Annotated in this window: 19 protein-coding genes; all 19 read right to left on the reverse strand. The window is 34.7% G+C overall.

The features are described from left to right. Nucleotides 1-10: 10 nt before the first annotated feature. Nucleotides 11-2,101, reverse strand: coding sequence for a polyribonucleotide nucleotidyltransferase (locus C7954_RS02140; RefSeq protein ID WP_073155568.1), 2,091 nt, complete (start codon nt 2,099-2,101; stop codon nt 11-13). Between the two features lie 60 nt (nt 2,102-2,161). Next, nucleotides 2,162-2,428: a 30S ribosomal protein S15 gene (gene rpsO, locus C7954_RS02145; RefSeq protein WP_073155570.1), complete on the reverse strand. Its 267-nt coding sequence runs from the start codon at nt 2,426-2,428 to the stop codon at nt 2,162-2,164. A gap of 99 nt (nt 2,429-2,527) precedes the next feature. Further along, a complete protein-coding gene (locus C7954_RS02150) occupies nt 2,528-3,451 on the reverse strand; it encodes a bifunctional riboflavin kinase/FAD synthetase (RefSeq protein ID WP_073155574.1) in 924 nt (307 codons plus the stop codon). Nucleotides 3,452-3,467: 16 nt separating this feature from the next. Then, complete coding sequence (gene truB, locus C7954_RS02155) at nt 3,468-4,361, reverse strand: tRNA pseudouridine(55) synthase TruB (RefSeq protein ID WP_073155577.1); 894 nt, start codon at nt 4,359-4,361, stop codon at nt 3,468-3,470. Beyond that, complete coding sequence (locus C7954_RS02160) at nt 4,354-5,331, reverse strand: DHH family phosphoesterase (RefSeq protein ID WP_073155580.1); 978 nt, start codon at nt 5,329-5,331, stop codon at nt 4,354-4,356. The genes truB and C7954_RS02160 overlap by 8 nt, the downstream gene beginning before the upstream one ends. After that, nucleotides 5,315-5,698, reverse strand: coding sequence for a 30S ribosome-binding factor RbfA (rbfA, locus tag C7954_RS02165; protein WP_073155583.1), 384 nt, complete (start codon nt 5,696-5,698; stop codon nt 5,315-5,317). The genes C7954_RS02160 and rbfA overlap by 17 nt, the downstream gene beginning before the upstream one ends. A 12-nt stretch (nt 5,699-5,710) precedes the next feature. Further along, a complete protein-coding gene (infB, locus tag C7954_RS02170; protein WP_073155585.1) occupies nt 5,711-7,717 on the reverse strand; it encodes a translation initiation factor IF-2 in 2,007 nt (668 codons plus the stop codon). Between the two features lie 30 nt (nt 7,718-7,747). After that, nucleotides 7,748-8,008, reverse strand: a complete 261-nt coding sequence (gene rnpM / locus C7954_RS02175; RefSeq protein ID WP_073155588.1) for an RNase P modulator RnpM — start codon at nt 8,006-8,008, stop codon at nt 7,748-7,750. 52 nt (nt 8,009-8,060) lie between these two features. Next, nucleotides 8,061-9,317: a transcription termination factor NusA gene (gene nusA, locus C7954_RS02180; protein WP_073155590.1), complete on the reverse strand. Its 1,257-nt coding sequence runs from the start codon at nt 9,315-9,317 to the stop codon at nt 8,061-8,063. Nucleotides 9,318-9,335: 18 nt separating this feature from the next. Further along, complete coding sequence (locus C7954_RS02185) at nt 9,336-9,806, reverse strand: ribosome maturation factor RimP (RefSeq protein ID WP_089716622.1); 471 nt, start codon at nt 9,804-9,806, stop codon at nt 9,336-9,338. A gap of 230 nt (nt 9,807-10,036) precedes the next feature. After that, nucleotides 10,037-14,254: a PolC-type DNA polymerase III gene (locus C7954_RS02190; protein WP_134058589.1), complete on the reverse strand. Its 4,218-nt coding sequence runs from the start codon at nt 14,252-14,254 to the stop codon at nt 10,037-10,039. A 40-nt stretch (nt 14,255-14,294) separates the two neighbouring features. Continuing rightward, nucleotides 14,295-16,001 carry a proline--tRNA ligase gene (locus C7954_RS02195; RefSeq protein WP_089722727.1) on the reverse strand — a complete coding sequence of 569 codons (1,707 nt, stop codon included), beginning with the start codon at nt 15,999-16,001 and terminating at the stop codon, nt 14,295-14,297. A 79-nt stretch (nt 16,002-16,080) separates the two neighbouring features. Beyond that, on the reverse strand, nt 16,081-17,133 hold the full coding sequence (gene ispG, locus C7954_RS02200) for a flavodoxin-dependent (E)-4-hydroxy-3-methylbut-2-enyl-diphosphate synthase (RefSeq protein WP_089655086.1): 1,053 nt from the start codon (nt 17,131-17,133) through the stop codon (nt 16,081-16,083). A gap of 51 nt (nt 17,134-17,184) precedes the next feature. Next, entirely contained in the window at nt 17,185-18,261 is a 1,077-nt protein-coding gene (rseP, locus tag C7954_RS02205) for an RIP metalloprotease RseP (RefSeq protein ID WP_089722726.1), read from the reverse strand. Then, nucleotides 18,252-19,400: a 1-deoxy-D-xylulose-5-phosphate reductoisomerase gene (locus C7954_RS02210; protein ID WP_134058592.1), complete on the reverse strand. Its 1,149-nt coding sequence runs from the start codon at nt 19,398-19,400 to the stop codon at nt 18,252-18,254. Before C7954_RS02210 ends, rseP begins: the two co-directional genes overlap by 10 nt. Before the next feature lie 28 nt (nt 19,401-19,428). After that, a complete protein-coding gene (gene ytvI, locus C7954_RS02215; RefSeq protein WP_089722724.1) occupies nt 19,429-20,490 on the reverse strand; it encodes a sporulation integral membrane protein YtvI in 1,062 nt (353 codons plus the stop codon). A 5-nt stretch (nt 20,491-20,495) separates the two neighbouring features. After that, nucleotides 20,496-21,305: a phosphatidate cytidylyltransferase gene (locus tag C7954_RS02220; protein WP_081374466.1), complete on the reverse strand. Its 810-nt coding sequence runs from the start codon at nt 21,303-21,305 to the stop codon at nt 20,496-20,498. Further along, nucleotides 21,298-22,017: an isoprenyl transferase gene (locus tag C7954_RS02225; protein ID WP_073155615.1), complete on the reverse strand. Its 720-nt coding sequence runs from the start codon at nt 22,015-22,017 to the stop codon at nt 21,298-21,300. Before C7954_RS02225 ends, C7954_RS02220 begins: the two co-directional genes overlap by 8 nt. A gap of 50 nt (nt 22,018-22,067) precedes the next feature. Further along, complete coding sequence (locus tag C7954_RS02230) at nt 22,068-22,286, reverse strand: hypothetical protein (RefSeq protein ID WP_073155618.1); 219 nt, start codon at nt 22,284-22,286, stop codon at nt 22,068-22,070.

Genomic DNA, 22,286 nt, shown 5'->3' on the forward strand with positions numbered 1-22,286 from the left:
AAATCTTAAATTATTCTTTATCTTCTAATTCTTTTTTTGCATCTTTCAAGGATAAATTAATTCTGTCCTGGTTATCTATTTCAATTACTTTTACAGGAATTTCATCTCCTACAGAAACAACGTCACCAACTTCTTTAACATGATGATCAGCTAATTTAGAAATATGAACAAGACCTTCTTTATTTGGTAGAATTTCTACAAAGGCACCAAAGTTCATGATTCTCTTTACCTTACCCTGATAGATTTTGCCAACTTCTACCTCTTCAGTCAAGCGCTCAATCATTTCTTTTGCTCTCTGTCCACCTTCTTGATCATCAGTCAAGATCTTAACCAGACCGTCATCTTCGATATCAATATCGGCTCCAGTTTCATCAATAATCTTATTGATCATCTTACCACCAGGTCCAATAACAAATCTGATTTTTTCGGGATCAATATTCATGGTAATGATTGCAGGTGCATTTGCCGATAATTCTGGACGAGGTTCAGGAATAACATCCAGCATTTTATCCATAATATGCATTCTACCTTTTTTAGCTTTATTTAAAGCCTCTTCTAAAACATCATATGATAGACCTTTAAGCTTCATATCCATCTGTAGGGCTGTAATACCATCTTTGGTACCAGCAACTTTAAAGTCCATATCACCATGGAAATCTTCAAAACCCTGAATATCAGATAAAACAACTATCTCATCATCTTTTTTCATTAAGCCCATTGCAATACCAGCCACAGGTGCTTTAATTGGTACTCCAGCAGCCATTAGGGCTAAGGTACTACCACAGATACTTGCCTGAGAAGAAGATCCATTTGATTCTAAGACCTCAGATACAATTCTAATTGTATAGGGAAAATCTTCTTCAGATGGAATAACAGGTAATAAGGCTTTTTCACCCAGGGTACCATGTCCAATTTCTCTTCTACCCGGTGAACGCATTGGAGAAGTTTCACCAACACAGAAAGATGGGAAATTATAGTGGTGCATATAACGCTTAGTTTCTTTTTCTCCCAGACCAAATAAGATCTGCTCATCTCTGGCTGATCCTAAAGTTAAAACACTTAGAGCCTGAGTTTCACCTCTGGTAAAAATTCCTGACCCATGAGCTCTAGGCACAAAATCAACCTCTGCCCAGATAGGTCTAACCTCATCATAATTTCTGCCATCAGGACGAGTACCATCTTCAATAATTAAACTCTTAACAGATTTTTTGAGCATTTTTTCAAATGCCAGTCCAAGCTGTCCCTGAATATCTTCGTCTTCTTCTGGATTTATTTTTTCTTTCAACTCAGCCTTAAGTTCGTCCAATCTTTCATTACGAGACTGCTTATTCTGAATTTGAATTGCCTCTTTCATTGCACCTTCCAAAATTTCGTCTACCTGTTTCTGAATTTCCTGATCTACAGTTGGAGATTCAAAAGGAACTTTTTCTATTCCAGCTTCTGCTCTCATTTCTTCCTGAAGAGCAATAATTTTTTTAATCTCAGCATGGGCAATTTTCATTGCCTCTAGGATTTTAGCTTCACTTACCTCATTAGCACTGGCTTCTACCATCATGATTGCATCTTTACTTCCAGCTACTACAAGATCAAGATCACTATTTTCTCTTTCTTCTTCATTTGGATTAATAATGATTTCTTCCTCTACTATTCCTACCTTGACACCACCGATTGGACCGGCAAAAGGAATGTCAGATAGAGTTAAGGCTGCAGAAGCACCATTTAAGGCAGCTACTTCAGGGTCGTGATCATCATCAACAGATAAAATTGTAGCTACAATTTGTACATCCTGTCTGTAGCCATCTGGAAACAGTGGTCTTATTGATCTGTCAATTACTCTAGCAGCAAGTGTTGCTTCATCTCTGGGCCTACCTTCTCTTCTTAAAACACCACCAGGAATTTGTCCGATCGCATAAACTCTTTCCTCATAATTAACCATCAGTGGGAAATAGTTCATTCCTGGTCTTGGTTCATCCATAGTTGCTGTAACTAAAACCTGAGTATCTCCACAGCGGACTACTACAGAACCATTGGCCTGTTTAGCCACTTTGCCGGTCGAAAAATTAAATTCATCTCCGGCATAATCAATTGTCCATTCATTCATGTTTTTTCCTCCTCATTCAAATAAAGAGCGGGGATTGCCCCGCTCTTTTAGTGTGCATTATTAACCGCGAAGTCCTAATTTAGAAATAAGTTCACGATAACGCAGAACATCATTATTTTGTAAATATCTTAATAACTTTCTTCTAGTACCAACCATTTTTAAAAGACCTCTTCTTGAATGATGATCATTCTTATGATCTTTTAAATGTTCAGTTAATTCAGCAATTCTTGCTGTTAAAAGTGCTACCTGTACTTCAGTTGAGCCAGTATCGCCTTCTTCTAACTGATATTCTTTTATAATTTCTTGCTTTTTCTCTTTACTTAACATATTAAATTCACCTCCTGTAAAACTAATTCGCCATAAGCCAAGATAACGTCGGAGTTTCGTAATCCTAGCAAATGGTAATTTAAAACTTTCCTTATAATTTTAACACAAAAGCTTACGTGTGTAAAGAACATCTTGCTCCATCTGGGCAATTAATTCTTCTTTAGTATTGAAATCTTTTTCATCTCGAATAAATTCGATAATATCTACACATACTCTTTTATCATAAAGATCATCCTCAAAATCTAGAATATAGACTTCAAAAGAAATATCTTGATTATTAAAAGTTGGGTTATAACCTAAATTTGCCGCAGCTATATATTCTCTGCCATCAAATTTTACTTGAGCTGCATAAACCCCTTCTGGTGGCAGAGCATAATTAGTTTCCAACTTCAAATTTGCGGTTGGAAAACCTAGCTTTCTTCCAATTTTCTTCCCATGTACGACTTTTCCACACATTTGGTATGGCCTGCCCAGCAATTTTTTAGCTTTTTTTATTTTGCCGTGTTTTAAAAGATTTCTGATTCGGGTACTAGAAATCCGATCATCACTAGCATGAAGTTGGGAAATGATTTTAGTTTGATAGCCGTGGAGGCTTCCCATTTCTTTTAATATTTCGACATTACCTTCATTTTTATGGGCAAAACGAAAATCATCACCCACTACAACTGTATTTATTCTGATCTTTCCTATTAAAATTTCGTTAATAAATTCTTCAGCTCTTAAAGCTGCAAATTCTTGATTAAATTCCTGTTCAAAATAATAATCTACTCCCATTTCCTGCAGAATGGAAATTTTTTGTCTGCGGGAAACAATTGAAGGTGGGGGGGGGTTTCCAGGAATGATTTCTAAGGGGTGAGGATGAAAAGATAAAACTGCAGCTGGATAATTATTTTCGCTAGCTTCTTTTATTGCCTCATTAATAATTAATTGATGACCTTTATGTAGGCCATCAAAAGCCCCTATTGCAAGACAGGTATTGCTTTTTCTATATTTATTATATTCTTTGCTTGTTATAATCTGCATATCATTTCCTCCAGCATTAAATAAAAACCTTATGTGGTTGATAGATTGGATAATCATCTACAATTTGATGTTGACTAATAGCTAAAAATTCTCCCGATTCTGAAAAGAGAAGAAAATAATCATTAACTTCTAAATCAATTTCAGATTCTACAAGATTATCTTTGATTAAATAATTACCATTTGCTGCCCTCTGATATTCTTCAGTTTTAATAGTGTAATGTGGTAGATCTAAAATTTCATGACTTTCCTGTAGAATGGTTCCACCATGTTTTTCAACCTCTTCAAAACTAATAGCTTCTTCAAGTTTAAAAGGGCCTGATTTAGTCCGCAGTAGAAAAGTCATAACTGCATTTGTATTTAGATTTTTTCCAATATCTCTAACCAGAGATCGAATATAAGTACCTCTGGAAACTTCAGCTCGAAAACGAATTAAAGGGAGGTTAATATCTAAAACTTCAATCTCAAAAATTTCTATATTTCTGTTCTGACGCTCAACTTCAATTCCCCGTCGGGCTAACTGATAGAGACGTGATCCTTGATAATGCAGAGCAGAATACATTGGGGGGATCTGCTGCTGTTTACCCTGAAATTTATGAATAACACTTTCAACCTCTGCTGCTGTTAAACTGTTCCAGTTTAGATCTTCTTTTATGGTTTCGCCTTCTAAATCCAAAGTGTCTGTTTTAAAACCTAATTTCATTTCACAAATATATTCTTTGCGGCTGTCATCTAAAAAGGGAATAATCTTAGTTGCTTTACCAAAGCAAACTCCCAAAACTCCTGCTGCTGCTGGATCTAGAGTACCTGTATGACCTGCTTTTTTTTCACCTAAAATCCCTCTTAATTTCTTGATTAGAGCAAAAGAAGAAATTCCAGGTGGTTTTAAAATATTTGCTGTTCCATTAAACATATTTTTTTGCAGCCTCCACAACTAAATTAATTGTTTCCTCCAGAGTCTTTTCAACAGTAGCACCCGCTGCTCTAGGGTGTCCACCACCATTAAATTCTGCAGCCAGCTCATTAACTTCTGCGTAAAAATTAGAGCGCAGACTGACCTTAATTTCGGCTTCTTCCTCTTCTGTAAAAAGAATTCCAATCTCAACATCTTCAATATCTCTGGCCATACTAACTAAACCTTCAGTATAATCAGTCTCTGCTTCGTGCATCATCTGACGGCTGACATATAGCCAGGCTATTTTACCATTTGCACTTCTTTCAAGAGTAGCCAGGGCCAGCCCCTTTAAGATTAATGCTTTATAACTAATGCTGCCAAAAATCTTCTTGTTAATTTTGTAGATATCCACTCCAACATCCATCAAATCAGCCAAAATTCTGAGCACTCGAGAAGTAGTATTTTCATAACGCAGAGCACCAGTATCTGTAATAATAGCTGTTGCCAGAGGTTCAGCTACCTGCATGGGAATGTCTATGCCAATCATTTCTACAGCAAAATTATAAATTATTTCACCAACAGCTGCTCGATCAGATCCAACTAAATTAATTTTACCAAAATGACTATTATCGGCATGATGATCAATATTAATTATAAACTCTGCCCCTGCTGTTATTTCCGCCTCTAAATCAACCCGTTCTAAATTCCCTGAATCAAGAGTTATTAAAATATAATTTTCTGCTGCAAGATCTTTCTTCAACTTTTTAGAATCCGTATAAAACTCCTCACCCTCGGTCTCTAAAAAAGAAAAAGGAGCCAGAGTATCTCGATTAAGATAGGCTCTGACCTTTTTGTTTTTAATTCTTAACAGACGAGTAAAAGCAGTTACTGATCCAATGCTGTCACCATCTGAACCAACATGGCCAACAATTAAAAAATTGTCATTTTTATTTATTAATTTAATGATTTCTTTAATTTTTTTCTGCATCAGAGTCAGACTCCTTTATCTCTCCTGATTCTTTTAGATCTTTTATTATTTCGGAAATATGAACTCCATTTTCTATAGAATCATCATAACGGAAAATAATCTCCGGTGTATGATGAATTTTTACTCTTTCTCCAACAAGCTTGCGAACAAATCCCTGAGCCTGCTGTAAACCTTCCATAGTTTCTTCTTTTTCTTTATCAGTTCCATAAACACTGATAAACACCTTAGCGTGTCTTAAGTCTCCACTGACTTCCACATCAGTTACAGAAACAAAACCAATTCTAGGATCTTTCATTTCTCTTAATACGATTTGGCTTATTTCTTCTTTCAATAATTCTCCAACTCTTATTGCACGTTTGTTTGACATTTTACCTCACCTCTATAAGGACCTTTTAATCTCCTTATAAGTATAGAATTCGATGATATCTCCAACTTTGATATCATTATAATTTTCAATTCCAATTCCACATTCATAACCAGATTTTACTTCTCTTACATCATTTTCGAATCTTTTTAGAGAAGAGATTGTTCCTTCATGAATCACAACTCCATCTCTAATTAAACGGGCATCATAATTACGATTGACATGACCGTCAGTAATATAGGCACCAGCAATAATTCCTACCTCAGGAACCTTAAATGTATCTCTAACTTCAGCTCTCCCTGTTACCTGCTCTCTTAATTCAGGATCCAAGAGACCTGCCATCGCATCTTTGATGTCTTCAATAGCTTTATAAATAACCCTATAAGTTCTAATATCTACTTTTTCTTTTTCCGCAGCTTTAATTGCATTATTATCAGGACGTACATTAAAACCAATAATAATTGCATTTGAAGCACTTGCCAGATTAACATCAGTTTCATTTACTCCACCAACACCAGTGTGAATAACATTAACTGTGACCTCATCTGTACCTAACCTTAATAGTGAAGCTTTTAAAGCCTCAATAGAACCTTGAACATCAGCTTTAATAATAATATTGAGTTCCTTAACTTCACCTTCCTGAATCTGCTTATAAAGGTCATCTAAAGAAACCTTTGCATCTGACTGCAGTTCAGACTGTCTTCTTTCTGCCTGACGATCAGAAGCTACATCTCTCGCCTGTCTTTCATCTTCTAAAACCTGCACAAAATCTCCAGCAGCTGGAACATTATTAAAACCAAGCACCTCAACAGCTGCTGCTGGTCCAGCTTCATCTAGTGAATCACCGTATTCGTTAAACATAGCTCTAACTCGACCAGAAGTAAGTCCAGCTAAGACTGGGTCGCCTATTTTTAAAGTTCCGTTCTTAACTAAGATAGTTGCAACTGGACCTCTACCTTTATCGAGCTCAGCCTCAATTACAATACCTTCTGCCAAACGGTCAGGATTTGCCTTTAATTCTTCCATTTCGGAAACCAAGATAATCATTTCTAAAAGTTCATCAATATTTTGCTCCTGCAGTGCAGAAACATTAACACAAATAGTATTTCCACCCCAGTCTTCTGGAACTAAACCATATTCGGTTAATTCCTGTTTTACTCTTTCCGGCTGGGCATTAGCTTTATCGATTTTATTAATAGCAACAATAATAGGAATACCTGCAGCTTTAGCATGGTTAATTGCCTCTTCAGTTTGAGGCATAATTCCATCATCTGCAGCTACAACTAAAATTGCTATATCAGTTAATTGGGCACCACGTGCTCTCATTGCTGTAAAAGCTTCGTGACCTGGTGTATCAATAAAAGTTATTAATTTTCCATTAACTTCTGCCTGATATGCACCTATATGCTGAGTAATCCCCCCAGCTTCACTTCCGGCAACTTTACTTTTTCTAATTACATCCAGCAGAGTAGTTTTACCGTGATCAACATGACCCATTACTGTTACAATTGGTGGACGAGCTTTAAGATCTTCTTCTTTATCTTCAATCTCAGGTCCAACCCTCAATTGAACAGTTTCTTCCTCTTCTGATTTAAACTTAATCTTAACTCCAATTTCTTCAGCTAATAATTCAAGAGTGTCCTCATCAAGACTCTGATTGACATTAGCCATAACTCCCATATTCATTAATTCTACAATTAAATTATTAGGAGCTTCACCAATCTCTTCGGCAAATTCTTTAACTGTAATTGGTGTTTCTATCAACACAGCATCCTCTGCTTTGTTTTCTTCCTCTTCTTTACTGTTGTCCGCCTCAGCTTTAACAGCTTCTTTATGAGCTTCTTCATTTTCTACTGCAGTATTATCACCTGTATACATACCTTTTACAAGTTCTGCTGTTTCGTCAGTTATTGTACTCATATGACTTGATACTTCAATATCAAGATCATTTAATATTTCAATTACTTCTTTACTATCCATATCCAGCTCATGAGCTAGATTATATACTCTAATTTTTGCCATACTTGCACCTCCAAAATATTCTGCTGTTAGTTAATCATGTTTAATCTCCTCCGAAATTTGTTCATAAATTTCATCAGAAATTTCGATCTTTAATGCTTTTTTTAATGAATTTTTTTCTACTGCTTTATCTAAGCAATCCATATTAGGACAGAGATAAGCACCTCTACCAGGGATTCTACCTCCTGGATCAACTAAAATTTCTCCTTTATTATTCACCACTCTTAAAAGTTCAATCTTGTCTCTTCTGGCACCACAACCTACGCATTTACGAATAGGACTTCTGCTCTGCAATCTCAATCCTCCTTAAGATTTTTTTAGTTATCACAATAAATTCCTTCAAATTTTACAATTCATCTTTGCTTTTTTCTAACTTTTCTACTTCATCAGAGATTTCATCAATTAAATCCTCATTAGCCTCTTCAGCATCAGCATCTGGATCTAATTCTGCTGCAGAAGCTTCTTTTTCAATATCAGTCTCAACTTTACTTTCTTTTTCTTCGAAATCTTCCAAACTGGCTGTAAGTTCAGAGGCATCTGCTTTAATTTCTTCAATATTATCTGGTTTAACTTCAACTTCAGATTCTTTTTTGATATCTACTTTCCAGCCGGTTAGCTTGGCTGCAAGTCTGGCATTTTGACCTTCTTTACCAATAGCTAAAGATAATTGAAAGTCTGGTACAACAACTTCAGCAATCTTATCAGATTTATTAATATCCACGCCAATGACTTCAGCAGGATTTAAAGCATTTGCCACAAAGATTTCTGGATCATCATCCCACTTGACAATATCAATTTTTTCATTGTTTAATTGTTCAACAACAGCCTGAACTCTCATACCTTTAGGACCAACACAGGCTCCTACCGGATCAACCTTGCTTTCAGAACTGCTAACTGCCATTTTAGATCTCTGACCGGCTTCTCTAGCAACTGCTTTAATTTCAACTAACCCCTGAAAAATTTCTGGAACTTCAATTTCAAAAAGTCTTTTTAATAATCCAGGATGAGTTCTAGAGACTAAAATTCGGGGACCTTTATTAGTTGTACTAACCTCAACTACATAAAGTTTAATTCTTTCACCAATTTCATACTTCTCACCAGCAATCTGTTCAGAAGGCGGCAGCAGTGCTTCAGTTTTTCCCATATCAATTAAGATATTATCATTATGAAAACGTTGAATTGTTCCTGTAATCAGCTCATCTTCTTTTTCTTTATACTGGTCAAAAATAACATCTCTTTCTGCCTCTCTAATTCTCTGCATCACAACCTGTTTAGCAGTCTGGGCTGCAATCCGTCCAAATTTAGCAGGTGTTACCTCAATCTCTACAATATCACCAATTTTATATTTGCTGTCTATTCTTTCAGCTTCAGTTAAAGATATTTCACTATTTTTATTTTCAACATCTTCTACAACTTCCTTGCGAGAATAGACTTTAACCTCTCCAGCTTCAGCTGAAATTTCAATTCTTACATTATCTTTAGAACCAAAATCTTTTTTATAAGCCGAAACTAAAGCGGTTTCAATGGCCTCTAATAATACATCTTTAGATATACCTTTATCTTTTTCTATATCATCCAGGGCCTGAATGAATTCTAAATTCATACTTTCCCCCCCTTAATATTAAATTTCAAAAGTTAAATTAGCTCTTGCTACTAAATTATAATCAATAGTTATTTCTTCATTACTTTTAAGAATCAAAGTTATTTTTTCATTTTTAAACTCTTTTAGAGAACCGATGAATTCTTTTTCACCATCTATTTTCTTAAAAGTTTTGACTGCGATTAATTCTCCCTGAAAACGTTCGAAATCCTCTTCTGTTTTAAGCGGCCTTTCAATCCCTGGAGAAGAAACTTCTAATATATAGCTCTTATCAATTGGATCTTCCTCATCTAGAATAATGCTTAAAGATCTACTTACTTTTTCGCATTCTTCAATAGTTAAATCACCATTTTTATTTTCTAAAAAAATACGAAGAACCCAATCACTTCCTTCTTTAAGAAACTCAACGTCAATCAATGTTAAATTTTCGTTATGGGCAATTGGAAGCACAAAATCGGTTACTGTATCAGCAACTTTTCCCAAATAAAACACCCCACTTTCTTAAATATTTAATTTTATTTTTAAAATTTTGCTTAAACTATAATAAAAGAGTGGGAAGACATCCCCACTCCTAAAAATCGACATTAGTATTTATCAGAACTCTTTCCTTTATAATTCTATCACAGCTTTTTTAGACTTGCAAGTTTTTTGATAGAACCGAACGGTATCAACCGAACGGTACCAGGTACAAAAACGTGTTTTTGTACCTGGTACCTATCGTTTTAAAACAATGACAGCTGATTTCGTTCGGGCATTCCATTTAAAGAGCCGTGTTCTCTTAAAATTTCAATTACTGTGGAAGTAAGGGAGGTTCGGTTTGATAATTCTTCAATTGAAGTAAAATCTGATTTTTGTCTTTCAAGGACTACACTTTCAGCAGCACTACCTCCTAATCCCTGAAGGCTGATTAATGGTGCCAAAAGTTTATTATCCTCTTTTTTGATAAATCTATCAGCTGCCGATTCATAAATATCGACTGGCAAAAATTCAATCCCCCTCATCATTGCCTCCAGTACAATTCTCAACACTGTTAGAGTTCCACTTTCTTTAGCAGTCATATCATTACCTAATGCTTCCAGTTCTTCAATTTTATTAATTACAGTTTCTTTACCATTACAGGCCAGCTGAGCATCAAAGTCATCAGCTTTAATTGAAAAATAAGAAGTATAAAATGCTGCAGGATGATGAACTTTGAAATAAGCAATTCTGTAAGCCATTGTTACATAAGCAGCAGCATGAGCTTTAGGAAACATATATTTTATCTTTTTACAGGAATCAATATACCACTCAGGTACATTGTTTTCCTGCATTATCTTTTCTTCTTCTTCAGTCAAACCTTTACCTTTTCGTACATGTTCCATAATCCAAAAGGCAGTAGAAGGCTCAACTCCACGCTGGAGGAGATAATTCATAATATCATCACGCACTGAAATCACCTCTGCCAGCTCGGCTTTTCCTTTTTTAATTAAATTCTGAGCATTGTTTAACCAAACATCTGTACCGTGGGAAAGACCACTTATTCGAACCAGTTCGGCAAATGTTGTCGGTCTGGTATCCCTAAGCATCTGCTGAACAAAAGAAGTACCAAATTCAGGTATTCCCAGGGTTCCAATATCAGTACCAAGTAAGTCAGGATCAACTCCTAATATCTCAGTTCCAGAAAATATACTCATTGTATCCTGATCATCAAGCGGAATATCTTTAGGCTTAATTCCGGTCATGTCCTGCAGCAGTTTGAGTGATGTAGGATCATCGTGACCGAGTAAATCAAGCTTTAAAATCCTACCACTAATTGAGTGGTAATCAAAATGAGTAGTTCTAATATCTGTATCCTGATCATTTGCCGGATGCTGAATCGGACTAAAATCAAATATTTCATTAACTTTTGGAACAATCATTAAACCACCTGGATGCTGCCCGGTCGTTCTACGCACACCAGTACAGCCAGCCACCAAACGATCAATTTCTGCCCTTTTAACATCCATCCCTTTATCATCGAGATAATTTTTTACAAAGCCAAAGGCTGTTCGATCAGCAATTGTAGAAATCGTACCTGCTTTATAAACATAGTCTCTACCGAAAAATTCTTCAGTATATTTATGGATTTTCCCTTGGTATTCTCCGGAAAAGTTAAGATCAATATCAGGAACTTTATCACCTTTAAAACCCATAAAAACTTCGAAAGGAATATCAAATCCATCTTTAATAAATTCACAGCCACAATCTGGACAAACTTTATCCGGCAAATCAACTCCAGTCCCAATTGAACCATCAGTTATAAATTCATATTTTGAACATTCAGGACAGCGGTAATGTGGTGGTAAGGGGTTAACTTCAGTTATTTCAGTCATTGTTGCCACAAAAGAAGATCCTACTGATCCCCTCGAACCTACTAGATATCCATCTTCCAATGATTTTTTTACAAGTTTATGTGCAATTAAATAAATAACAGCAAAACCATTTTCAATAATTGAAGAAAGTTCTTTTTCCAGGCGATCAACTACCTGTTTTGGCAGGTTTTCACCATAAAACTCATGTGCACGCTGATAAGACATCTCTCTGATTTCTTCTTCTGCCCCTTCGATTTCAGGTGTAAAAAGCCCATCCGGAATCGGTTTAATATTTTCAATTTGTTCTAAAATTTGATTTGGATTATCAATTACAATTTTTTCTGCTGTCTCCTCACCAAAATAAGCAAATTCTGTCAGCATCTCTTCTGTAGTTCTATAATAAATTGGAGGCTGCTGATCTGCATCATTGAAGCCCTGACCGGTCTGGAGAATTTCTCTAAAAATGCTGTCTTTCGGGTCTAAAAAATGAGCATCTGAAGTAGCAACAACTGGTTTATTTAGTTCCTGACCCAGCTGGTATATCTTTTTATTAATATCTTTTAGATCCTCTCTGGAATTAACTTTATCCGGAATCAAAAATTGATTATTACCCAGCGGCTGAAGCTCAAGATAGTCATATAATTTAGCTATTTTTTTTATTTCATTTCTTGGTCTATTATTGACAAATGCTTTATAAATCTGACCTGCTTCACAGGCAGAACCAATTAGCAGGCCTTCTCGGTGCTGTAATAAGATGCTTTTTAAAATTCTTGGTTTTTTGTAAAAATTATTTAAATGAGAAATTGAAATTAACTTATATAAATTTTTAAGACCTTTTTTGTTTTTAGCTAAAATAACAGCATGGAATGGTCTTAAATCTTTCCAGTCAATCTTAGAGATATAATTGTTGATCTGGTTTAGGTTATCTGTCCCATCAGTTTGAATAAGTGCCAATAAATTGTTGAGCACCTCAGCTGTTGCTCCAGCATCATCTAAAGCTCGGTGATGATTTTCTAAATCAACATTAAAGTATTTAGCCAATGTATTTAATTTATAATTTTTAGTATCCTTAACTACTGCTCTAGCCAGCCCCAAAGTATCTAAAACTGTGTAATCATCTTTTTTAATTTCTAATTTTTCTAAAGCAGTTCTAATAAAACCATAATCAAAGTCTGCATTATGAGCTACTAAAACTCCATCACCAGCAAATTCAATAAAATCATTAATAACCTCTGCTAATCCAGGTGCATCTTTGACCATTCGATCATTGATTCCTGTAATTTCAGTTATTTTAGCGGGGATTTTTACTCCCGGGTTAATAAAAGATTTGAACTCATCAATTTTTTCGCCAGCTTTAATTTTCACTGCACCAATTTCTATTATTTCATGTTGTGAGGGATTAAGACCGGTGGTCTCTAAATCAAAAACTACAAACTCTGTTTCGTTAACTGCAGCAGAATAAGGATTGTTGATGATTGGTTCTCCATCATCTACTAGATAGGCTTCAACTCCATAAATAATCTGTACATTATGCTTTTGACCGGCAGCATAAGCATCGGGGAAGGCCTGAACAACACCATGATCAGTAATTGCTATTGCCTTATGCCCCCAATCACCGGCTCTTTTAACAACATCTTTTACATTAATTACAGAGTCCATCGCACTCATTTGAGTATGCAAATGAAGTTCAACTCTTTTTTCTTCAGCTTGATCCATTCTTCTTTCTTTTTTTAAAGGCATTAAATCATTAAAAATAATTCCCCATTCCTTGCTGTAGGGATCAAAAGCTACCTTACCTCTAATTTTAAGATGCTGCCCTTTGCTTAAGCTATCTAAAAAATTATCTTTTTCATCAGTGAAGCATTTTGCAGAAATGGAGCTGTCATAATCGGTAATCTTTAAGATATATAAATAGCTTCCTTTTCTGGTTTGACGAACATCAATATCAAATAAATCAGCTTCTACAATTACTGAAGGAATTTCAGTATCCAGTTCTCTTAAACTGTGGGTTTTCTGACCTCTGATCACCCTTCCATAGCGGTCTTTGTTCTTTTTAACTCTGCTTTTATTTTGAGAAGAATTAGATTTCCCATTTGAATAATTTTGAGAAAGTGGAGCTGTTCTTTCCGAACGCTGTTTGAATTTATTAGGATCAGAATTCTCTTTAATTTCTGGTAAAAAATCACCATTATGAACTGAAACTTTTTTTATCTCTTTTAAATATTTACCAATATTATTTTCTAAAAAATTAATTACCTTTGGCTGACCTAATTTTTTTTGAGCCATTTTTGTTTCCAACTTTATGTTCAGTTCCTGCCCTTTCAAAAAAAGCTGAGCTCTTTTCAACCAGTTGGTGCTGAAGGAAAAGTATGATTCGAAGTTTTTAATTATTTGAGGCCAAATTAAAAACAATTCCTCTTTTAAGCTCAAGTCAGAAATTATTTCTAATTGAAATTTCTGTTCTGTTAACGATAGTCTTTTATTCAAATCATTTCTTATTTCCGCTTTATTATTAGAATCTGTGATACAATAAACGATTTTTTTCTGCTGATCACAGATTAAATATTTATATAAGTTGTTTGATTTAATTGAACTTAGTGCCTTTATCATTAATTACTCCTTCCAGAGAGTTTTTTAAACCCTTTAAACCCTAAGAAATCTCTGCAAATAATTCTTTAACTTTTGCTTCTAAATTATCTAATTTTATTTCCAGTTTTTCATTTGTTGATCTAATCATTGCTTCAACAACACCATTTTCAAGTGAACGAGAACCAATAGTTAAACGGAGTGGGATTCCGATCAGTTCGGAATCATTAAATTTAACTCCTGCTCTTTCCTGACGATCATCAATAAGGACTTCCCAGCCCTGATCTTTTAAGCTTTGATAAATTTCTTCAGATTTTTCCTGGACTAGTCTATCATTACCTAAAGGAAGGATAATAACCTGATAAGGAGCAATAGCTTTAGGCCATTTAATTCCATATTGATCATTATTTTGTTCAATTGCAGCAGCCACTAAACGGGTAATTCCAATTCCGTAACTTCCCATTACAATTGGCTGTGCTTTTCCATTTTCATCTAAATAATTTGCTCCCATATTTTCACTGTATTTAGTTCCTAATTTAAAAATATGGCCGACTTCTATACCATCTTTGATATTCAGTTTTCCACTTTCACATTTAGAACAGTTTTCACCCTCTTTAACCGAGCGTAAATCTGTAAAAGCTTCAACTTCAAAGTCTCTACCTGCTTTAACATCTTTAAAATGATAGTCTATTTCATTAGCCCCAACTACGGCTCCTGACATATTTTGAAGCCTTTTATCAGCCACAACCCTGACCTCATCTAAATTAACAGGACCAATAAAACCGGGAACACTATTAAATAATTCTTCAAATTCTTCCTCTTCCGCCGCTCTCAGCTCATTTGCCTGCAGATAGTTTATTAATTTAATTTCATTTAACTCATCTTCACCAGAAACTAAAGCTAAAACAGCCTCTCCATCAGCAACCAGTGCTACTGCTTTAATCATCTTAGCAGCTGGAACCTCTAAATATTCTACTAATTGGTCAATAGTTTTAATCTCAGGTGTATGTATTTTTTCAAAATTTGAATCTACCTCAAAGTCAATTTCAACTTTATCTGAAGTTGCTCTCTCCACATTAGCAGCATAATCACAGTGACTGCAGAATGCAATTTCGTCTTCTCCGGAATCAGCTAAAACCATAAATTCGTGCGAATCTTTTCCGCCCATGGCACCTGTATCTGCTTCAACTGCAACCGCTTCTAGACCACATTCAGCAAAAATACGCTCATAAGCATCGTACATTGCTTGATAACTCTTATCTAATCCCTGATAGTCAACATCCAGACTGTAAGCATCTTTCATAATAAATTCACGGCCGCGCATTACACCAAAACGGGGTCTGATTTCATCTCTAACCTTAGTCTGAATCTGATACAAATTTAAAGGTAAATCTTTATAAGAACGAACTTCATCTCGAACTAAATCAGTTACAACTTCCTCGTGAGTTGGTCCCAAACAATATTCTCGATTTTTACGGTCTAAAAATTTAATCATTAAAGGACCAAATTTATCCCAACGTTTAGAATCCTTCCAGATTTCAGATGTCTGCATAACTGGTAGTAAAACTTCCTGAGCTCCACTATTATCCATATGCTTTCTGGTGATTTTTTCGATCTTTTTAATAATTCTATAACCTAAAGGAAGATAAGAATAAATTCCGGAAGAATGTTTTCTCATCAATCCCGCTCTCAGCATCAATTTATGACTTGTTACCTCAGCTTCTGCTGGATCTTCTTTTAATGTTGGTAAATATAATTTTGACATGCGCATTTCACACCACTCCTATTTCTGTTCAGATATCTTATTAATATTTTTAGTTGCTGCTGCTTAAAATATTTCTCAGTTAAACTTAAAGTTTTTTAATTTCCTTCAATAATTCTTCCAGCAGCTGATCCTCTTTTACTTTTTTAATGATTTCACCAGATTTAAATATTAATCCTTCTTCCATCCCACCAGCAACTCCAATATCAGCTTCCTTAGCTTCTCCAGGGCCATTAACAGCACATCCCATTACTGCAACTGTAATGTCCTTATCAATTTTCATCAGTTCTTTTTCTATTTTTTCAGCTAAAGCTATTAAATCGATATTTGTTCTTCCACAGGTGGGGCAGGATATAATTTCTACTCCCTTTTTTCTGAGTTCCAGAGATTTCAGAATCTGCCAACCAACTCTAACTTCTTCAACCGGATCACCGGTCAAAGAAACTCTAAGAGTATCTCCAAATCCTTGAGTTAAAAGCGAAGCAATTCCGGCAGCAGATTTAATTGTACCCCTCCAGGGAGTTCCAGATTCGGTGATCCCAATATGAAAAGGATAATCTACTTTTTCAGCCATTAACCGATAGGCCTTGAGAGTTGTTGAAATATGGCTTGATTTTAAGGAAATAACAATATCATAAAAATTATTTTCTTCTAAAACTCTTACATTACGGAGAGCACTTTCGACCATTGCTGCTGCAGTTGGCCCACCATGTTTAGCTAATAATTCCTTTTCAATTGAACCCGAATTGCTGCCAACTCGGATTGGAATCTTATTATTTTTGCAGGCTAATGCTACCTCTTTTATCCGCTGATTACTGCCAATATTCCCAGGGTTAATTCTGAGAGCATCCACTCCATTTTCAACTGCCATTAGAGCAAGCTGATAATCAAAGTGAACATCTGCAACCAGAGGAATATTTATTCTCTTTTTAATTTGTGAAAGAGCCTGAGCGGCTTTTTTATCCGGCACTGCAACCCTAATAATCTCACAACCTACAGCTTCAAGCTCCTTAATCTGCTCAACAGTTGCTTCTATATTTTCTGTTTTAGTATTACACATTGACTGAACAGAAATTGAGGTGTTTCCTCCAACCGGCTGCTCAGCAAAATGAACAAGCTTAGTTTGCCTTCTATTATACATAATTCACCTCTATCAATTATTGCCTAAAATAATCGATTAAAATTAATATTTTTAGTTAAAAAAAGTTCGCATTACATCATTGTAAATTATAAAAACCATTAAGAGCATTAAAATTGCAAAGCCCAGCATATGGACATAACTTTCTTTGCGGGGATCAACAGGCTGACCTCTAATTAATTCTACCACAATAAATAAAATTCTTCCCCCATCTAAAGCAGGAAATGGCAGCAAATTAATAATACCTAAGTTAATGCTAATAATCGCCATCCAGTTTAAAACATTTAAGATCCCAACTCTGGCAGCCTGACCTATGATTGAAGCAATCATAATTGGTCCCCCAACATCTTCGGCAGAACTCTCCCTAAACATCTGAATAAAACCTAAAATAGTCATTTTAAAAACCCGATAACTTTGTTCTAAACCTAAGGTCAAAGCACTGAATAGAGAAACATCTTCTCGAATTAATTTGGGATAAACACCAATGACTCCCCGTTCGCTTTCTTTACTGTACATAGGGGTTACTGTAATTTCTTTTATTTGATTATTACGCTGATAACGAATGAAGATTTTCTGTTCCGAATTTTCTCGGATCAGCTCTGACATTTCATTCCAGTTATTAACTTCCTGACCATTTATTGAAAGAATTTTATCATTTGCTCTTAAGCCGGCTTCTGCTGCTGGTTGTTCCGGAATCACCTCACCTAAAATAGCTGCTTCATTAGTAGAAGTAGGTACACCAAAAATAGCAAAGGCTGAGATAAATATTAAAACTGCCAGCAAAAAATTCATTATTGGTCCCATTAAAATTACAGCCAGCCGTTTTAAAGGAGATTTTTGATTAAATAGCCGCCCCTTTGCTTTAGCTTTATCGTAAATTTCTCTTTCTTCTGCCGGCATTGAATCATCAGGTGGAAATTCTCCAACCATATTACAAAAACCGCCAAGAGGTATCGCTCTAATAGAATATAGAGTTTCCCCTACCTGTTTAGAAAGAAGTTTAGGTCCAAATCCTAATGCAAATTCTGAAACCATGATATCAGATTTTTTAGCAGTGATATAATGGCCGAACTCATGAATGAAAACTAAAACACCTAAAACAACTATAAATGAAACAATTGTTAGAACCATTCTTTAATTACCTCCAGGGCTAAACGCCGAGCCTCTTGATCAGCATTTAAAACTGCTTCTAAACTTGGATCCACAGTGTTTTGATGCTGATCTAAGACAGCTGCAACAACTCTACTTAAAGCTAAAAACGGAATCTCACCTTTTAAAAAACTATAAACTGCAATTTCGTTAGCTGCATTTAAAACAGCAGGATAAGTTCCTCCTACCTTACCTGCAGTATAAGCATATTTTAAATTAGGAAACTTTTCTGTGTCTGCCTGAAAAAATTCTAAAGCTGCTATTTTATCCAACTCCAGTTTAGCACCCAAAGATTGTTTTCTTTCGGGATAGGTTAAACAATATTGAATCGGCATTCTCATATCTGCAGAACCCATTTCAGCTAAAACTGTACCATCTATTAAACTAATCATTGAATGCACAATACTTTGAGGATGAATAAGCACTTTAATATTTTCATAATCACAATTAAACAACCAGTGAGCTTCAATAACTTCCAGCCCTTTATTCATCAATGAAGCTGAGTCAATTGTTATTTTACTCCCCATCTCCCAATTCGGATGATTTAAAGCATCTTCTACTGATACTCCTGCTAGCTCATCTTTAGAATAAGAAAAAAATGGACCACCTGAAGCAGTTAAAAGAATCTGATCTAATTCCTCTCTGTGCCCCTTTAATAGCTGAAATATTGCATTATGCTCACTGTCTACTGGTAATAATTTTATACCTTTTTTTCTAACCAAATCAGTTAAAATTGAACCACCACTAACTAAACTTTCTTTATTAGCTAAGGCAATATCATTACCAGCATTAGCTGCAGCAATAGAAGGCTCTAAACCTGCAAAACCAACGACTGCATTTAAAAGCAGATCCACCTCGACGGAAGCGGCTGTTTTTAGACTTTCTTTACCGCTTAAAACTTCTGTCTTTTTATTTTTTAAGTTAGTTTTTAAAGCTGCCGCTGCTTTTTCATCAACAACAACTACAAATTCCGGCTGATATTTTTCTATTTGTTGACTAAGGAAGTCAATATTTTTATAAGCTGTTAGAGCTTTAACCTCCCATTCATCTAAATTATCTATTACTTCTAAAGTCTGGCATCCGATTGAACCTGTAGAGCCAAGAATAGTTATCTTTTTCATTTTGTCACCTCTAAAAATTACTTAATTTTTATTTTTTGATATCAATTAGATCTGAATCAACTATTGCCTTAATTATAACTAAAAAAGTTGGCCCTACTACAAATCCAATAGCGCCTAAAATTCTATAACCAGAAAAAAGAGCTGTCATAGTTGCTAAAGGATGAAGGCCTAAGTTTTTCCCCATAATTTTACCTTCTGAAGCCGAACGAACTCCGGCTAAAAATAGATGGAGCAAAAAGAGTGAAAAGGCCTGAGAAAAGTTGCCAAAAATAAGTGCCACTGCAATCCAGGGATAGAATAATAAGGCAGGTCCTATAATAGGAATTAAATCCAAAATAGCCGCTGCAGCTCCAACAACCAGGGCATATTGATTACCCATTAACTTTACTCCGATTCCAGCTACAAGACCACTAATTGTGATCAAAATCAGCATTGCTCTAATATAACCAACTGCTGATCTATTTAATTGGGTAAATACATTGGCGATTTTAGGCTGTATATCATCGGGAAAAATGTTTATTAAAAACTCTTTAATTTTATCTCGATCTCTGCTGATGAAAAATGCGGCAATAAAAGCAATAAAAAGAATCATCAGCATGCGAGGTAACTTAGTTAAAAAATCTAAAATTGAGTTGATTACAGAAACTAATGCATCTCTTATCCCATTATACAACAGCTGTAAATTGCCGTTAATTGCATCTTTAACCGGATCTGATATTTCCCAGTTTTCCATAAAATTTTGCAGCTGCTGATTCTGCTCAGAAAACCATTTTATTTGAGAATCAATCGAACGATAATCAGGTAAATTTTTCAGAAGTCTATTTAATTCTAAATAGCCCTGAGCTCCACCGATAATTATCATAGTCACTAAAATTACTATTACTAAAATTAAAACAATAAAAACAACAAAGCCTCTATGAATCGGTATTCTCTTATCTAAATAATCTACCACAGGATTGATTAAACTGGCAATTACTGCAGCAATAATAAAAGGGGTGAAATATATAAAAACATGCTCCAAAACAACTAAACTGATCAACAAAAATAGAAACATCAAAAAGTATTTAATATACCATTTATCGATTGACATCTAATTCACCCCAAAAATAATATAATGAAATAATATGTAAAAGGTGCCGTAAAAATAAAACTGTCAAACCTATCTAAAATTCCACCATGCCCAGGAATAATTGTTCCCGTATCTTTTACCTTAAAATTTCTTTTAATACACGATTCAAATAAATCTCCTAAAATTGCTACGCCTGGAAACAGAAAAGCAAAAATTACATAATAAATATTTAGAATTTCTAAAATATGAGCAGCAGTGATTATAAAAACAGCAGTTATCAAAACTCCGCCAACCGCACCAGCTATAGTTTTGTTTGGACTTATAATTGGAGCCATTGATTTTTTACCAAATTTTTTGCCTACAAAATAAGCTCCAGAATCAGTTAGCCAGGTAGCAATCAACACCAACCATAAAGCAGTAGTATTTATAAATGGATCAGTATTAATATCTCTTAAAAAAACTGCAAAAGATAATCCACCACCTATATAAATTATTGCAAAAACTTGATAACTAATATTTTTGATAAAATTATTTTCTTCATAATTATACAAATGAAAAATATAGAGGCTAAATATAATAATAAAAAATATAATTCCATATGGTAAAAAGTTAAAATTATTAGATATTTGATATGCATTAAAAACAATCAAAACTGCATTTAATCCCAGTAAAGCTAACAATGATTTTGATTTGATTTCAAGCATCCGACTATATTCTCGAACAGCCAGTACAGTAATGATACTGACTGTAATGAAAAATGGCAGTGAACCAGCAAACACTAAAAATATTAATAATGAAATTCCAATAATAGCACTAATAACTCTTTTTTTAAGCATCATTCTCACCACCATTTAAGCCACCAAATCTTCTTTCTCGCTGCTTAAATTCTTTAATGGCTTTGATTAAATCTTCTGCTTCAAAATCAGGCCAAAATTTATCAGTAAAGTATAACTCAGCGTAGGCAGACTGCCAAAGCAAAAAATTGCTCAAACGCATATCTCCACCTGTTCTAATTAAAAGCTCTACATCCTGCAGCTGACGGTTATATAAAAAATTAGAAAAATTGTTTTCGTCTAACTGATCAAGTTTGATTTCATTATTTTTATAGGCCTCAGCAATTTTTTTTGCAGAATCAATAATTTCTGCTCGTCCTCCATAGTTAAAGGCAATATTTAAAGTTAATTTTTTATTTTTTAGTGAGTGCTTTTCAATATGATCAATTTCATTAATCAAATTTTCCGATAACTCATCTTTTCTGCCAATAAAATTAACCTTAACTCCATTTTGAAGCAGTTCTTCTACTTCATTCCGCATAGTTCTCCTCATGAGAGTTAATAGAAAATCAACTTCTGCTTTTGGTCTTTTCCAATTTTCTGTTGAAAAAGCATACACAGTCAATGACTCAACCTTTAAATCAGCTGCAGCTTTTACTATTTTTTTTAAGGTTTTAACACCCTCTTTATGGCCCGCACTTCTATTTTTATTCTGTTTTTGAGCCCAGCGACCATTACCATCCATAATTATTGCAATGTTTTTAGGGGTATTCATTAAATCATCCCTTCCAATTAGTTAATTACCCCCTAAAAAGGGGGCATAAATTAGCTGTTGTATTGAAAAGACCAGGTTATTAAATAAAGATCATTATCAACATCTTTTTCGATTTTCAGTACTCTTTTAGTTCCAAATTTTTTAAGATTATCCTTATTTTTGTATGGAGGTGTAATCTTTTTCAATCTATAATCAAGCTGTTCAGTTTCTAAAAAATTGACTGCTTTTTCCAGTGGAGAAGCTAAAAATTTATTTAATTTCAATTTCAT

It is taken from the genome of Halanaerobium congolense, from assembly GCF_004366375.1.
GTDB lineage: Bacteria > Bacillota > Halanaerobiia > Halanaerobiales > Halanaerobiaceae > Halanaerobium > Halanaerobium congolense.